15 protein-coding genes are annotated in these 15,522 nt (G+C 66.0%); 8 read left to right on the forward strand and 7 right to left on the reverse strand.

The features are described from left to right. The first annotated feature begins 105 nt into the window (after window positions 1–105). From AB4851_RS05360 to AB4851_RS05375, 4 genes are all read left to right on the forward strand, one after another. On the forward strand, window positions 106–846 hold the full coding sequence (locus tag AB4851_RS05360; protein ID WP_414440599.1) for an acetoacetate decarboxylase: 741 nt from the start codon (window positions 106–108) through the stop codon (window positions 844–846). Window positions 847–894: 48 nt separating this feature from the next. After that, window positions 895–1,680: a 3-hydroxybutyrate dehydrogenase gene (locus AB4851_RS05365; RefSeq protein WP_414448752.1), complete on the forward strand. Its 786-nt coding sequence runs from the start codon at window positions 895–897 to the stop codon at window positions 1,678–1,680. After that, window positions 1,677–2,891: a DUF3734 domain-containing protein gene (locus AB4851_RS05370; protein ID WP_414448753.1), complete on the forward strand. Its 1,215-nt coding sequence runs from the start codon at window positions 1,677–1,679 to the stop codon at window positions 2,889–2,891. The genes AB4851_RS05365 and AB4851_RS05370 overlap by 4 nt, the downstream gene beginning before the upstream one ends. Window positions 2,892–3,008: 117 nt before the next feature. Beyond that, on the forward strand, window positions 3,009–3,473 hold the full coding sequence (locus AB4851_RS05375) for a signal peptide protein (RefSeq protein WP_414448754.1): 465 nt from the start codon (window positions 3,009–3,011) through the stop codon (window positions 3,471–3,473). 117 nt (window positions 3,474–3,590) lie between these two features. On the opposite strand, the gene kdgD is transcribed toward AB4851_RS05375, so the two are convergent. The 3 genes from kdgD to AB4851_RS05390 form a co-directional block, all read right to left on the reverse strand. After that, window positions 3,591–4,508: a 5-dehydro-4-deoxyglucarate dehydratase gene (gene kdgD / locus AB4851_RS05380; protein WP_414448755.1), complete on the reverse strand. Its 918-nt coding sequence runs from the start codon at window positions 4,506–4,508 to the stop codon at window positions 3,591–3,593. Window positions 4,509–4,567: 59 nt separating this feature from the next. After that, on the reverse strand, window positions 4,568–5,917 hold the full coding sequence (gudD, locus tag AB4851_RS05385) for a glucarate dehydratase (RefSeq protein ID WP_414440594.1): 1,350 nt from the start codon (window positions 5,915–5,917) through the stop codon (window positions 4,568–4,570). 107 nt (window positions 5,918–6,024) lie between these two features. Beyond that, window positions 6,025–7,356 (reverse strand): MFS transporter, encoded by a 1,332-nt coding sequence (locus tag AB4851_RS05390; RefSeq protein WP_414448756.1) that lies wholly within the window; start codon window positions 7,354–7,356, stop codon window positions 6,025–6,027. A gap of 491 nt (window positions 7,357–7,847) precedes the next feature. Here AB4851_RS05390 and AB4851_RS05395 point away from each other — a divergent pair, with 491 nt between their 5' ends. Beyond that, window positions 7,848–8,558 (forward strand): FadR/GntR family transcriptional regulator, encoded by a 711-nt coding sequence (locus AB4851_RS05395; protein WP_414440592.1) that lies wholly within the window; start codon window positions 7,848–7,850, stop codon window positions 8,556–8,558. Window positions 8,559–9,037: 479 nt separating this feature from the next. On the opposite strand, the gene AB4851_RS05400 is transcribed toward AB4851_RS05395, so the two are convergent. Beyond that, entirely contained in the window at window positions 9,038–9,946 is a 909-nt protein-coding gene (locus AB4851_RS05400; protein ID WP_414448757.1) for a LysR substrate-binding domain-containing protein, read from the reverse strand. Between the two features lie 163 nt (window positions 9,947–10,109). Here AB4851_RS05400 and AB4851_RS05405 point away from each other — a divergent pair, with 163 nt between their 5' ends. Beyond that, window positions 10,110–11,195, forward strand: coding sequence for a tartrate dehydrogenase (locus AB4851_RS05405; RefSeq protein ID WP_414448758.1), 1,086 nt, complete (start codon window positions 10,110–10,112; stop codon window positions 11,193–11,195). 431 nt (window positions 11,196–11,626) lie between these two features. On the opposite strand, the gene AB4851_RS05410 is transcribed toward AB4851_RS05405, so the two are convergent. Beyond that, a complete protein-coding gene (locus AB4851_RS05410; RefSeq protein ID WP_414448759.1) occupies window positions 11,627–12,106 on the reverse strand; it encodes a DUF1348 family protein in 480 nt (159 codons plus the stop codon). A 128-nt stretch (window positions 12,107–12,234) separates the two neighbouring features. Beyond that, window positions 12,235–12,885 (reverse strand): TetR/AcrR family transcriptional regulator, encoded by a 651-nt coding sequence (locus AB4851_RS05415; protein ID WP_414448760.1) that lies wholly within the window; start codon window positions 12,883–12,885, stop codon window positions 12,235–12,237. A gap of 139 nt (window positions 12,886–13,024) precedes the next feature. Between AB4851_RS05415 and AB4851_RS05420 the strand changes: the two genes are divergently transcribed. Beyond that, window positions 13,025–13,648, forward strand: coding sequence for a YceI family protein (locus AB4851_RS05420; protein WP_414449139.1), 624 nt, complete (start codon window positions 13,025–13,027; stop codon window positions 13,646–13,648). A gap of 117 nt (window positions 13,649–13,765) precedes the next feature. Further along, complete coding sequence (locus AB4851_RS05425) at window positions 13,766–14,404, forward strand: GNAT family N-acetyltransferase (RefSeq protein WP_414448761.1); 639 nt, start codon at window positions 13,766–13,768, stop codon at window positions 14,402–14,404. Window positions 14,405–14,490: 86 nt separating this feature from the next. Here the strand turns inward: AB4851_RS05425 and tdh are convergent, their stop codons facing one another. Further along, on the reverse strand, window positions 14,491–15,519 hold the full coding sequence (tdh, locus tag AB4851_RS05430; protein WP_414440586.1) for an L-threonine 3-dehydrogenase: 1,029 nt from the start codon (window positions 15,517–15,519) through the stop codon (window positions 14,491–14,493). Between the last annotated feature and the right edge of the window lie 3 nt (window positions 15,520–15,522).

Below are 15,522 nucleotides of genomic sequence, written 5' to 3' on the forward strand. Positions count from 1 at the left end.
ACGAATTAAGCAATAATCTTTTCCGCTTGCGGCGGCGCACAATCGATCTGCAACGGCATAGGATAGCGACACTCATCCATCAGCAGCGATCCACAAGGAGCCCGCATGAATCCGAGTCAAGTCCTGTCCAATGCGTTCGCGATGCCGCTCACGAGTCCGGCTTTTCCGATGGGGCCGTACCGCTTCATCAATCGTGAGTTTCTGATCATCACGTATCGCACCGATCTGGACCGGCTGCGCGAAATCGTCCCCGAACCGCTCAAGGTCACGCAGCCGTTCGTGCATTACGAATTCATTCGCATGCCTGACTCGACGGGTTTCGGCGATTACACCGAAAGCGGCCAGGTGATCCCGGTCGAGTTCGACGGCAAGCCCGGCAGCTACACGCTCGCGATGTACCTCAACGATCACCCGCCGATCGCCGGCGGCCGCGAATTGTGGGGATTCCCGAAGAAACTCGCACAGCCCACGCTGGAAACCCACATCGACACGCTGCTCGGCACGCTCGACTACGGCCCGGTGCGCGTGGCCACCGGCACGATGGGCTACAAGCACAAGGAACTCGATCTCGTCGAACAGCAGCAGCGCCTGGCCGGCGCGAACTATCTGCTGAAGATCATTCCGCACGTCGACGGCAGCCCGCGCATCTGCGAACTGGTTCGCTACTACCTGCAGGACATCAAGATGAAGGGCGCGTGGACCGGCCCGGCCTCGCTGCATCTCGCGCCGCACGCGCTCGCGCCGGTGGCCGACCTGCCGGTGCTCGAAATCGTCGAGGCCCGCCACATCATGGCGGACCTGACGCTGGGCCTCGGCGAAGTCGTCCACGATTACCTCGCGAAGTAACGCATCGCCTCACCTGAACTCCTCCAACCACTCATCAGGAAAACGATCATGAGCAATCTGAAAGGCAAGACCGCTGTCGTGACGGGCGCCGCAAGCGGCATCGGCAAGGAAATCGCACTGGAGCTGGCCAAGGCCGGCGCGGCGGTGGCGATCGCCGACCTGAACCAGGACGGCGCGAACGCCGTCGCCGAACAGATCAAGGCAGCGGGCGGCAAGGCGATCGGCGTGGCGATGGACGTCACCAACGAAGACGCCGTGAACGCCGGCATCGACAAGGTGGCCGCCGAATTCGGCTCGGTCGACATCCTGGTGTCGAACGCCGGCATCCAGATCGTCAACCCGATCGAGAACTATTCGTTCTCCGACTGGAAGAAGATGCAGGCGATTCACGTCGACGGCGCGTTCCTGACGACGAAGGCCGCGCTCAAGCACATGTACAAGGGCGATCGCGGCGGCGTGGTGATCTACATGGGCTCGGTGCACTCGCACGAAGCGTCGCCGCTGAAGTCGGCCTATGTCACGGCCAAGCACGGCCTGCTGGGTCTGGCCCGCGTGCTCGCCAAGGAAGGCGCGAAGCACAACGTGCGCTCGCATGTGGTCTGCCCGGGCTTCGTGCGCACGCCGCTGGTCGACAAGCAGATCCCGGAACAAGCGAAGGAACTGGGCATCACCGAGGAAGAAGTCGTCAAGAACGTGATGCTGGGCGATACGGTGGACGGCGTGTTCACCACGGTGCAGGACGTCGCGCAAACGGTGCTGTTCCTGTCGGCATTCCCGAGCGCCGCGCTCACGGGCCAGTCGTTCGTCGTCAGCCACGGCTGGTTCATGCAATGAAGCCCCACGCCCGTACCGAGAAACAAGCGAGCGACCCCGACCTCCGTCACGAAGCCGGCAAGCCGGTCGCGCGCACGCTGCCGTACGAAACCGTCGCGCTCGTGCTGCAAGGCGGCGGTGCGCTCGGCTCGTATCAGGCGGGCGTGTTCGAAGGCTTGCACGAAGCGGGCATTCCGCTCAACTGGATCGCCGGCATTTCGATCGGCGCGCTGAACACCGCGCTGATCGCCGGCAATCCGCCCGAGCGGCAGGTCGAGCGGCTGCGCGAGTTCTGGAACACGATCTGCCAGCCGGCGTTCTTCCCGGCGCTGCCGCCTGCGATCGAATTCGCGCTGTTCAACAGCATCGAGTCGATCCGGCAGGCGTTCACCGCCTCGCAGGCGGCCAGCGCGATGCTGCAGGGGCAGCGCGGCTTCTTCGTGCCGCGCTTCCCGCCGCCGCTGCCCGGCGTGCGCGACGACGATCCGACCCGCGTCAGCTATTACGACACGTCGGCGCTGCGCGAAACGCTGCTCGAGTTCTGCGATTTCGATCTGATCAACTCGGGCAATATCCGCGTGTCGGTGGGCGCGGTGAACGTGGCCACCGGCAACTTCACCTACTTCGACAACACGAAGATCACGCTGCGCCCCGAGCATTTCATGGCCTCGGGCGCGTTGCCGCCGGCCTTCCCGCCCGTCGAGATCGATGGTCAGTACTACTGGGATGGCGGCATCGTGTCGAACACGCCGCTGATGGAAGTGCTGCGCGCCTCGCCGCGCCGCGACACGCTCGCGTTCCAGGTTGACCTGTGGAATGCGCGCGGGCCGCTGCCGGGCACGCTCGCCGATGTCGCCGAGCGAACCAAGGACGTGCAGTATTCGAGCCGCACGCGTTTGGTGACCGACACGCTGCAACGCGAACAGCGCTTCCGCAACGTGTTGCGCCGCGTGCTCGACCTGGTGCCGGACGACGTGCGCAACAGCGATCCGTGGTGCCAGCAGGCCGACGTGCTGTCCACCGGCAAGCGCTACAACGTCCAGCATCTGATCTATCAGCAGAAGTCCTACGAGCACGATTACAAGGACTATCAGTTCGGCACCTCGACGATGCGCGACCACTGGTCGGCGGGCCTCGTCGATATCCGCAACACGCTCGGCGTGCCCGATGCGCTCGAACTGCCGACCAACGACGCCGGGTTCGTCACGCACGACATCCACCGTCCGCGCTGAAGCCGTTCAGGCAAGCCGCGCCCCGCGCGCGGCCTGCCCTCACATCGCATGGCCGGCGGCTTCGTCGGCCATGCGATGTCTCTCCTTCTCCCTGCTTTCGTTTCGCCGCCTCTCGCCATGCCGATCCTGATCGTTCTTATCGTGTTCGCCGCGCTCGTCTGGGGTGCGATTGCCGCGTTTCATGCCCTGGCCGCGCAATTCGGCGCGGGCGTGGCGATCGGCGTGTCGTGCGTGGCGGCGGTGCTGCTCGCACTGGCCGTCGCGGCCTGGCTGCGCAGTCGGCGCGAGATCGCATCGAACACCAAGGAAGGCGGCTGGACCCATGCGGTGCGTCACGGCGCGGTGGAACTGAAGCTGTCGTCGACGCAGGGGCTGTTGGCGCTGTCGCAGGATGGCGCCACCGGCACCTACACGCTCACCGACGTGGCCGGCTGCCGCGCGCATCCCGACGGCGAGCGCTGGCAGCTCGCGATCGACCTGCGCGATACACAACATCCGGCGTGGGCGCTGCCGATGCCGAGCGAGCGCGAGGCGAAGCGCTGGGCGCGCGTGATCACGCTGGCGAAGGCCGGCAAGCTGTAGCCCCTGCCGCTCTGCCAGCCAGCGCACCGCCAATGAAAAACGGGACGCCCGGCCCGCACGCTGCATGACGCGCAGCGGCGGCCGGGCGTCCCGTGACGTCGGCGTCGAATGCCTGGCTTACTGCGCGCCGAGCTTCTTGATCAGCACGTCGAGTTCGGCCACTTCTTCTTCGGTCAGGTCCGTCAGCGGTGCGCGCACCGGGCCGGCGTCATGGCCGACCAGCTTCGCGCCGGCCTTGACGATGCTGACCGCGTAGCCTGCACGGCGGTTGCGGATCTTCAGGTACGGCAGGAAGAAATCGTCGATCAGCTTGCCGACCGTTTCATGATCGTCCGCGGCGATCGCGCGGTAGAAATCCATCGCCGTCTTCGGGATGAAGTTGAACACGGCCGACGAGTACACCGGCACGCCCAGCGCCTTGTAGGCCGCTGCGTACACTTCCGCGGTCGGCAGGCCGCCGAGGTAGGCGAAGCGCTCGCCGAGGCGGCGGCGGATCGTGACCATCGGTTCGATCTCGCCCACGCCGTCCTTGAAGCCGATCAGGTTCGGGCAACGCTCGGCCAGGCGCTCGAGCATGTCGGCGTTGAGCTTCGAATTCGCGCGGTTGTAGATGATCACGCCGATATCGGGCACGGCCTTGCACACTTCTTCCGCGTGCAGCGCGATGCCGTCCTGCGACGCTTCGGTCAGGTAATGCGGCATCAGCAGGATGCCGTTCGCGCCGAGGCGCTGCGCTTCCTTCGCGTACTCGATCGCCACGCGCGTCGGGCCGCCGGCGCCAGCCAGGATCGGCACCTTGCCCTTGCAGGTTTCCGTGGCAGTGCGAACCACATTCGAATAGTCGGCTTGCGTCAGCGAGAAGAATTCACCCGTGCCGCCGGCCACGAACAGTGCCGAGGCGCCGTACGGGGCAAGCCATTCGAGGCGTTCAATGAACGTATCGGCGCGGAAATTGCCTTGCGCGTCGAAATCGGTAACGGGGAAGGACAGCAGCCCTTCGGAGATGATCTGCTTCAGTTCTTGCGGCGTGGTCATGGCGTTGCCTGCTTCAAAGTCGAGAGTGATGGGCAAATTCGAACGGTCGTGGGCGGCGCTCAGCGCACCAGGCACGGGCGCTTGTTGTCGAACTTCCAGTTGGGGATCAGGTACTGCATGGCGATGCCGTCGTCGCGCGCGCCGAGGCCGTGCTGTTCGTACAGCGCGTTGGCGCGTTCGAGCGCATCCATGTCCAGCTCGATGCCGAGGCCCGGCTTGGCCGGCACCTTGACCTTGCCGCCGACGATCTGCAGCGGGTCCTGCGTCAGGAACTGGCCGTCCTGCCAGATCCAGTGCGTGTCGATCGCCGTGATCTTGCCCGGTGCCGCGGCGGCCACGTGCGTGAACATCGCCAGCGACACGTCGAAGTGGTTGTTCGAATGCGAACCCCAGGTCAGGCCCCAGTCGTTGCACATCTGCGCGACGCGCACCGAGCCCTGCATGGTCCAGAAGTGCGGATCGGCCAGCGGAATGTCGACCGATTGCAACTGGATCGCGTGGCCCATCTGGCGCCAGTCGGTGGCGATCATGTTGGTGGCCGTCGGCAGGCCGGTGGCGCGGCGGAACTCGGCCATCACCTCGCGGCCCGAGTAGCCGTTTTCCGCGCCGCACGGATCTTCCGCGTAGGCCAGCACGCCGTGCATGTCGCGGCACAGGCGCACGGCTTCGGCCAGCGACCACGCGCCGTTCGGGTCGAGCGTCACGCGCGCGTTCGGGAAGCGCTCGGCCAGCGCCGTCACCGCCTCGATTTCCTCGTCGCCGGACAGCACGCCGCCCTTGAGCTTGAAATCGTTGAAGCCGTAACGGGCTTGCGCGGCTTCGGCCAGGCGCACCACGGCGTCCGGCGTCAGCGCGACTTCGGTGCGCAGGCGTTCCCAATCGTCGCGGCCGGCGGCGCCGTTCTCGTAGGGCAGGTCGGTCTTGTTGCGATCGCCGATGTAGAACAGGTAGCCGAGCATTTCCACTTCGTCGCGCTGCTGGCCTTCGCCGAGCAGGGCCGCCACCGGCACGTTCAGGTGCTGGCCGAGCAGGTCGAGCAGCGCGGCCTCGAGCGCGGTGACGGCGTGGATCGTGGTGCGCAGGTCGAACGTCTGGAGGCCGCGGCCGCCGGCATCGCGATCGGCAAACGTCGAGCGCACGCGGTTCAGCACGGCCTGCAGGTTGCCGATCGACTGGCCGACCACGATCTCGCGGGCATCGTCGATGGTCTTGCGGATCGCCTCGCCGCCCGGCACTTCGCCGATGCCGGTGTGGCCGCTGCTGTCGCGCAGGATCACGATGTTGCGCGTGAAGAACGGGCCGTGCGCGCCGCTCAGGTTCATCAGCATGCTGTCGCGGCCGGCTACCGGCACGACGCGCAGCTCGGTCACGACAGGGGTGGCGTTCGCTTGGACGGAATTCGATGACATGGTGCGTTACCTGAAAAAGGCGCCGGCATCGGCGCTGGAAAAACGGTTTGAAAATCGGCGGCGCGGCTCGCGCGCCGCCACTCGTTCATGAATGCATGAGCCGGGCGTTACTGCGAGCGGCTTTGCAGCGTGCCGCCGCCCTGCGTCGAATCGGCCGGCCGGCTGCGGGCGAAGAAGCCCGCCACCGCCGCGATCAGCGAGGCGACCGCCAGCCCGTACAGGCCGCCCTTGATCGAGCCGGTGTGCTGCTGCAGATACCCGAACGCGGCCGGCGCGAAGAAGCCGCCGAGGTTGCCGAGCGAGTTGATCAGCGCGATCACGCCGGCCGCCACGCGGGCATCGAGATAGCCCTGCGGAATCGGCCAGAACAGCGACGAGGCCGCCTTGAAGCCGATCGCCGCGAAGCAGATCGCCACGAACGACAGCGTCGGATCGCTGGTGGTCGACGCGAACAGCCCGCACGCGGCGATCACCAGCGCGGTGGCCATCCACGCGCGCTGGTGGCGCCAGCGTGCCGACGCCATCGCGAAACCGTACATCGCCACCATCGCGATCAGCCACGGAATCGCATTGAGCAGCCCGACCTGGAAATCGGACAGCCCGCCGATCTTGCGGATGATGGTCGGCAGCCAGAACGTGGCCGCGTAGATCGTCAACTGGATCGCGAAATACAGGAAGCAGAACAGGAGGATCTGCGGATCGCGCAGCAGCTTCAGGGTGGGCACGTGCGCGTTGCCGCGTGCGTCGCGCGCCGTCTGCTCGGCCGCGATGGTGGTGCGCAGCACCTGCTTTTCGTCGCCCGTCAGCCAGGGCGCGTCGTCGATGCGCGACTTCAGCATCATCCAGCTCACGCCGCACAGCAGGATCGAGAAGCCGCCTTCGATCAGGAACATCCACTGCCAGCCCTTCAGCCCGAAGCCGCTGATCGACAGCAGGCTGCCCGTGATCGGGCCGGACAGCACCGACGCAAACGCCGAGCCGCCGAGGAAGATCGCCACGGCCTTGCCGCGCGACGATTGCGGCAGCCACTGCGTGAAGTAGTACACCACGCCGGGGAAGAAGCCGGCCTCGGCCACGCCCAGCAGGAAGCGCAGCACGTAGAACGATTGTTCGTTCTGCACGAACGCCATCGCCGCGGCGACGATGCCCCAGGTGCCCATGATCCGCGTGAGCCACGCCCGCGCGCCGAACTTCTGCATCAGCAGGTTCGACGGCACCTCGAACAGCGCATAGCCGACGAAGAACAAGCCGCTGCCGAACCCGTAGGCCGCCGCGCCGATGCCGAGATCGGCATGCATGTGCGAATTGACGAAGCCGATGTTCACGCGATCGATGTAGTTCGCGATGAACATGATCAGAAACAGCGGCATGACATGCCGCATTACCTTCGCGACCGCCGAATCGAGCGGGGCCGCTGCCGTACCGAGAGCTGCTGTCAACGATGTCTCCTGAATCGGCCGTGACCGGCCTGAACGACAGGACGCAACACCGTGAGTCGCACGCTGGCGATTTTCTGTGATACGTCGTCTGACAACATTGTAGTCGGACAACCTTCTCGCTCGTTAGCAGCGTTAACCCTGAAATCGTTCGATTCAACGCTGAAGGGTATGACAGGACGCTTTCAGGGCGTTGACAGGGGTTCACCCATTGCCCTGCTAGGACATCAGACAACATCGAATTACCGATAGCTCGTATGATCTCGTCTGACAACGAAGGCGAGATGTTGTCCGATGAGATCGCATGATGTGGCCGGCGCTTGAACGGCAGCGATCTGTCCGTGATTTCCCCATATCTGCCGTCGAATCGGCCTGCAACGGCCTCATTGCCAGGGTTTGCGGCTATGATGCCGGGATTCGGGACATCCGATGACATTGCGGTCCGTCCCGTTTTCCTCAATCCGTTTCAACACCGCTTCCGCCCACACCCGTCCATGAGCAGCCTGTCCGAGAAGGTCGTCACCTCCCTGTCCGAAGAAATCCGCCGCGGCGCGTTGCGGCCGGGCGACCGGCTGCCGACCGAAGTCGCGATGATGAAACAGCTGTCGGTGAGCCGCTCGGTGATCCGCGAGGCGATCTCGCGCCTGCAGGCCGCGCGCGTGGTCGAGACGCGGCACGGCGTGGGCACCTTCGTGCTCGCGCCGCAAAACGACGCGCCCATGCGGCTGCCCGTGGCCGATCTGTCGAACATGCTCGACGCGATGGCCGTGATCGAATTCCGGATGGACGTGGAAGCGGCGTCGGCGGCGCACGCAGCGAAGCGGCGCACCGATCAGAACCTGCGGCAGATGCAGCTCGCACTCGAACGCTTCGCGGCCGAGCTCGAACGCGGCAGCACCGACACGCTCGCGCACGACATCGAATTCCATCTGCATATCGCACAGGCGAGCGGCAACCGCTATTTCGTCGACGTGTTGAGCCAGCTTGGCCGTTCGGTCAGCCCGCGCACGCGGCTCGGCAGCGCGGAAATCGCCGAACTCGATCAGATCGACCGGCTGCGCAGCGTGCTCGACGAGCACCGCTGGATCTATCACGCGATCGAGCGGCAGGACCCGGACGATGCGCGCGCGGCCATGCGCGTGCACCTGAGCAAGAGCCGCGAACGCCTGCAACAGGCGCACGACACGAGCCATCCCGACGCCTGAAAGCACAGCGTTTCAAGCTCCCGAAAAACCTCACCTTTCGCGCCCGCGCGGCGATTTGCGTGCGCGCGCAACGGTGAGTGCGCTCACCCTGTTCCCGGCACGCATCGCACGGCCTGCTGTGCAACAGTCGGCGCTAACGCCCGCCAGACGGCCTTGGCAGGCAGATTGCCTCGTCGTGCGGGCGCATCCCGAAACGTTGCGGTGAGCCGGCGTGCGCATCCTGACGCACTCCACGACGGCAATGCCGATGGGGTCCCGAAAAGTATCACCTTTGCGCCCGCAGACAGCGGATGACGCATGCGCACGCTGGGGCCGGTGGCAATCATCGCCTGTGGGTCGGCAAGCGAATTCGCGCGTGGCACGGCGCGAAACCCGCTCGCCTCACACTGCGGTGAAGCGCGATGGTGACGTGTTTGCCAAGGGTTTCTTCACCGCGCGCCTCGCCAGCGAACCGCGTTCGTCGCGCCCCACGCGTGGCCTCAGGCCTGCGCGCTCCAGCTCGCGAACGCTTCCGTCAGAAAATCGACGCACACGCGCACCTTCGCCGAGGTCGCCAGCCGCGCCGGATACACCGCCCACACATTGGCGGGCTGCGTGACGTCGGGCAGCACGCGCTTCAGCGCGCCGCTATCGAGCAGCGGCCCCGCTTCCCAGATCGAGCGCAGCACGATGCCGCGCCCGGCCACCGCCCACTGCACGGCCACCTCGCCGTGATTGGTCGACAGCGCGCCGCCCACCTTCACGGAACTCGTCTCGCCGCGCTGCGTGAGCCGCCATACGCCGAACGGGTGATCGCGCTCCTTGATCGCGAGGCACTGATGCGCGCCGAGATCGGCGATCTGGCGCGGCGCGCCGTGCCGCGCGAGGTACGCGGGCGACGCGCACAGCACGCGGTAGTTCGACGCGAGCCGCTTGGCGATCAGGTGCTCGGCGATCTCGTCGCCGATCCGCACGTCGAGATCGAAACGCTCGGCGGCCACATCGACGAGCCGGTCGAACAGATCGAGCCGCACATTGATCTGCGGATAGCGTTCGCTGAAATCGAGCAGCGCCGGCGCGAGCACGTGCCGCCCGAAACCGAAGCTGCTCGACATGCGCAGCGTGCCGCGCGGCACCGTGCGCGTGATCGAGACGTCCTCGACCAGATGATCGACATCGTCGAGAATCTTCTCGGCCCAGGCCACCACGCGCTCGCCCGAATCGGTTACGGCCACGCGCCGCGTGGAGCGGTGCAGCAGCCGCGTGCCGAGCTGGGTTTCGAGCAGCGCGATGCGCTTGCTGACATAGGCGGGCGACACGCCCAATTGCTCGGCCGCCGCGCTGAAGCTGGCGAAGCGCACGACCACGCTGAACACGCGCAGGTCGTCGAGATTGGGCGCCTTGGTCACGGGATTATTCACGAAGTGTGTAAGGTCGTTTAACCGGAACTCGATTCTAATCCGTAACGGAATCAATAGAATGCAGTCATGCGGTGCGCGACACGGCCAGTTGCCGCGCACTTTTCGCCCGATGGCATCGGGCTGCGAACCATCAGGACGAGGAGCGCTGGCGATGAGCGAGAAGGTCTACAAGATTGCGGTGATTCCGGGCGACGGCATCGGCCGCGAAGTCATGCCGGAAGGCATCCGCGCGCTGGATGCGGTCACCAAGCGGTTCGGGATTCGTTTCGAGGCCACCCATATCGATTGGGCCAGTTGCGATTACTACGCGCAGCACGGCCAGATGATGCCGGACGACTGGAAGGCCCAGTTGTCGGGCATGGATGCGCTGCTGTTCGGCGCGGTGGGCTGGCCCGACACCGTGCCCGACCACATCTCGCTGTGGGGCTCGCTGCTGAAGTTCCGCCGCGAATTCGACCAATACGTGAACCTGCGCCCGGCGCGCCTGTTCGAGGGCGTGCCCAGCCCGCTCGCGAACCGCAAGCCCGGCGACATCGATTTCATGATCGTGCGCGAGAACACCGAGGGCGAATATTCGGCGGTGGGCGGCACCATGTTCGAAGGCACCGAGCGCGAATTCGTCGTGCAGCAGGCGGTGTTTACGCGCATCGGCACCGAACGCGTCATGAAGTTCGCCTTCGACCTGGCGCAAACGCGCGCCAAGCAGCTCACGGTCGCGACCAAGAGCAACGGCATCGCGATCAGCATGCCGTGGTGGGACGCGCGCGCGGCCGAAATGGCGCAGCAGTATCCCGACATCAAGGTCGACAAGCAGCACATCGACATCCTCTGCGCGCGCTTCGTGCTGAACCCGGACCGCTTCGACGTGGTGGTGGCGTCGAACCTGTTCGGCGACATCCTGTCCGACCTGGGCCCGGCCTGCACGGGCACGATCGGCATCGCACCGTCGGCGAACCTGAACCCGGACCGCGATTTCCCGTCGCTGTTCGAGCCGGTGCACGGCTCGGCGCCCGACATCGCGGGCCGCTACATCGCCAACCCGATCGCGATGATCTGGTCGGCGGCGATGATGATCGACTTCCTCGGCCACGGCGCCGGCGTCGAACGCGAGGCGCACGACGCGATCCTCGCGGCGATCGAGCATGTGCTCAAGCACGGCCCGCGCACGGGCGACCTGGGCGGCAAGGCCAGCACGCAGGAAGTGGGCGAGGCGGTGGTCGCGCAATTGCTGGCGTGATCGCATGAAGCGATGAGAGCCTGACGCGTTTCACGTTTCATGTTTCACGCGCAGCAAAAAGGGCGAATCGTTTTGCAACGATTCGCCCTTTTTCTGTGCCGCACGGTGCGCAAATGCGAGCGGTGACGTGCAACGCTGTTTATCACGCACCGCTTACCATATCCCGAAAAACCTCACCTCAACCGAGGCCGACTCCCGAATTCCCTCACCTTTAAACGACACGACGCGGTGTTGGCGCGATTCAAGGTGAGCTGCGTCAGCGTGAATTGCTAACGGATAACGATGCGCGCACTGCGAAAGGTGAAGTGGCATCGTCATGCAACGCGCACCGACAATGCTTGCGCGCGCATCGATAGGCAAGTCGTTAGTTGCGCTGAACGTGTTGCCGCGAAACTCGCTCGGGTGAGCCGCCGGCAACACGCCCGCGCACCTTACAAACCGAGATCGGACAGGCTTGCGTGATCGTCGGGGCGACGGCCGAGCGGCCAGTGGAACAGCCGGTCCTGCGCGCGGATCGGCAGATCGTTGATGCTGGCGTGGCGATGCGCCATCAGGCCGTTCTCGTCGAACTCCCAATTTTCGTTGCCGTACGAGCGGAACCAGTTGCCCGCATCGTCGTGCCATTCGTAGGCGAAACGCACCGCGATGCGGTTGCCTTCGAACGCCCACAGCTCCTTGATCAGGCGATAGTCGATCTCGCGCGCCCACTTGCGCGTGAGCAAGCCGACGATCTCTTCGCGGCCCGTCACGAATTCGGCGCGGTTGCGCCACTTGCTGTCGCGCGTATAGGCGAGCGACACGCGCTGCGGATCGCGCGAGTTCCAGCCGTCTTCGGCGGCACGGACTTTCTGGATGGCGGTTTCGCGCGTGAACGGCGGCACCGGCGGACGGACTTCGCTGACTTCGGACATCGCTTGCTCCTGGTTTCGTGGGACTGCGTTTTTAGTAAGGATTACCAAATAGACTGCCGCGCAACCGCCGGCAGATATTCCTGCCTTGCCACCGGTATCCAGCGCGGCAAGGCCTCTGCATCAAACCGTCAGGCGGCCCGTGCCGCGCGCGCCTCGAACGCGTCGAGCAGCACCTCGCCGGCCGCGAGCGCGTCGCGCGACGCCGCGGCCTCGCCGCTGACGAGCGCCACGCCGATCGCGCCGTCGATCAGCACGAGCCATTGGCGCGCCAACGGTGCTGCTTCGCTCGCCGCCACGCCGTGCACGTCGGCATAGGCCTCGCACGTTTCCAGCACGAACGCCAGCAGGCGCTCCTTGTGATAACGCGCCACGCCGCGAATCGGGTCCTCGACGTCGCCGATCTCGCCGGCCGCGTTGAGAAACGCGCAGCCGTGAAAATTCGGCTGCTCGAACCATTCGTGCAGTACGTCGAACATCGCCAGCAACTGCGCGCGCGGCGTCGCGCCGCGCTGCTGCGTGCCGCCGATGAACCAGGCCATCCAGCGATCGTCGCGTCGCAACAGCGCCGCTTCCACCAGCGCTTCCTTCGATTCGAAATGCGCGTAGAAGCTCTTGCGCGCCGCGCCCGAGCGCTTGACGATCGCGTCGACGCCGGTGGCATGAATGCCGCCCGCGTACACCAGTTGCTCGGCCGCCTCCAGCAGTCGCTCGCGCGCGCCGCCCGATGGCGCGTCGGCGCCTTGAGAAAGCGCTGAGGATCGTCGTGTCGTATCGTTCATGCCGCACAAGGTAGAACGATCATTCTCCTTTGTCAAGCCGTGCGGCTCGCGCTATGGTGCGCAGACACTTCAAGGAGACGGCATGGCTTGGTATTCCGACACGCGCAGGCTTGCGCTGAAGGGCGTTTTGGCCGGCGCGATGGCGCTGGCGGCGGCTTGCACGCCGGTGGCGGTGCTCACGCATCATGTGTCGACCGACGTGGCGAACGTGCCGGCCGGCCGCTACACGCTCGATCCGCACCACTGGAGCGTCAGCTTCGACGTCTCGCACTTCGGCTATTCGCGCTTCACGATGCGCTTCGACAAGGCCAGCGCCGTGCTCGACTGGCGCGCCGGCGGCCTGGCCGCCAGCCAGGTGTCGGCCAGCATCGACGCCGCCAGCCTCGACACCAACGTGCCGGCGCTCGACACCATCGTGAAGGGCGGCGATGCGCTCGACGTCGCGCGCTATCCGGTGATCCGCTTCGAGAGCACCGGCTGGACGCCGACCGGCGACCACACCGGCAAACTGAGCGGCAACCTGACGATCCGCGGCACGACGCAACCCGTCACGCTCGACGCCACCTTCAACGGCTACGGCCGCAATCCGCTGACCAAGGCGCCCACGCTCGGCTTCTCGGCGAGCGGCAGCTTCAGCCGCGCGGCGTTCGGCATCCCGACCTGGTATCCGGCCGTCGGCGACGACGTGCGCGTGCGAATCGAGGGCGAATTCGAAAGCCTGCCGCCGGAAGCCGAAAGCAGCGCGACAAGCGCCGCCCAGTAAGGCTTGCGGGCGCGGCGGCGGGGCTTTTCACGCCGCCGCGTTTACGACATTTTTTCTTGATCACCGCGGCCGCGCGTTCCTACACTGCGAACCATCGATCCCGGTTCAGGAAACGCCATGTCGACGCCCCGCCTCGCCCCCGTTCCGTCCACCGCCCGGCCCGCCGGCTACGTGCCGACCCCGCACGATCGCATCGTGCTGCGGCGCTTCGATCCCGCGCTCGACGGTTACGACACGCTGACCGACCTGCTGCATCGCGCGTTCGCGCGGCTCGGCGCGATGGGGCTGAACTGCCCATGCATCGATCAGCCCGCCTCGGCCACGCGCCAGCGCGCGCTGGCGGGCACCTGCTTCGTCGCGATCTGCCGCGGCCATATCGTCGCGACGATGACGCTGCACGACCATGACGCCGCCGCCACCAACGATGTCTACCGATGCCGCGACGTGGCGAGCCTGCGCCAGTTCGGCGTCGATCCGGTGTGGCAGGGGCGCGGCGTGGGCCGTGCGCTGGTGGCGTTCGCGCTGCGCTGGGCCGCCTCGCGCGGCCATGCGCGGCTCGCGCTCGACACGCCGCATCCGGCCTCGCACCTGATCGCGTTCTACCGCAGTCTTGGTTTCGAGATCGCCGACATCGTCCGCTTCGCCGGGCGCGGCTACGACAGCGCACTGCTGTGCCGGCCCACGGCGCTGCCGATCGCGCTGCAGGACACGGGGCCGCGCGTCGTGACCGTGTCGTCGTGCAAGCGGCGCGGCTGAACGCATCGCAAAACGCCGCGCTTCAATGAAAAATGCCGGTGCAGCGATGCACCGGCATTTTTCGTCAACGGCAAGCCACGCGCCGATCACACCGTCCAGTCGAGAATCACCTTGCCGCTCTCGCCCGACAGCATCGCCGCGAAGGCGGCTTCGTAATCGTCCACGGCGTAGCGGTGGGTGAGGATCGGCGACAGATCCAGCCCGCTTTGCAGCATCGCGACCATCTTGTACCAGGTCTCGAACATCTCGCGCCCGTAGATGCCCTTGATTTCCAGGCCCTTGAAGATCACCTGGTTCCAGTCGATCGCCGTCTGCGCGGGCGGAATGCCGAGCAACGCCACCTTGCCGCCGTGGTTCATCGCATCGAGCAGGCTCGTGAACGCGCTCGGCACGCCCGACATTTCCAGGCCGACATCGAAGCCTTCCGTCATGTGCAGTTCGTGCATCACGTCGCGCAGCGATTCGCGCGACACGTTCACGGCACGCGTCGCGCCCATCTTGCGCGCGAGGCCGAGCCGGTAATCGTTGACGTCGGTGATCACCACGTTGCGCGCGCCCACATGCCTGGCGATCGCCACGGCCATGATGCCGATCGGCCCCGCGCCCGTGATCAGCACGTCCTCGCCCACCAGGTTGAACGACAGCGCGGTGTGCGTGGCGTTGCCGAACGGGTCGAAGATCGCGGCCAGATCGTCGGAAATCTCGGGCGGGATCTTGAACGCATTGAACGCCGGGATCGCCAGGTATTCGGCGAACGCGCCTTCGCGGTTCACGCCCACGCCCACCGTGTTGCGGCACAAGTGCCGCCGCCCCGCGCGGCAATTGCGGCAAAAGCCGCAGGTGATGTGCCCTTCGCCCGACACGCGATCGCCGATCTCGAAGCCGCGCACCTCCTGCCCCATCTCGACGATCTCGCCCACGTATTCGTGACCGACGTGCATCGGCACGGGGATCGTCTTCTGCGCCCAGTCGTCCCACTTCCAGATATGAATGTCGGTGCCGCAGATCGCCGTGCGACGGATCTTGATCAGCACGTCGTTGTGGCCCACCTCGGGCTTCTTCACGTCGGTCATCCGCAGGCCCGGCCCGCGTTCGAGTTTCGCCAGCGCTTTCATGCT

It is taken from the genome of Burkholderia sp. 22PA0099, assembly GCF_047497165.1.
GTDB lineage: Bacteria > Pseudomonadota > Gammaproteobacteria > Burkholderiales > Burkholderiaceae > Burkholderia.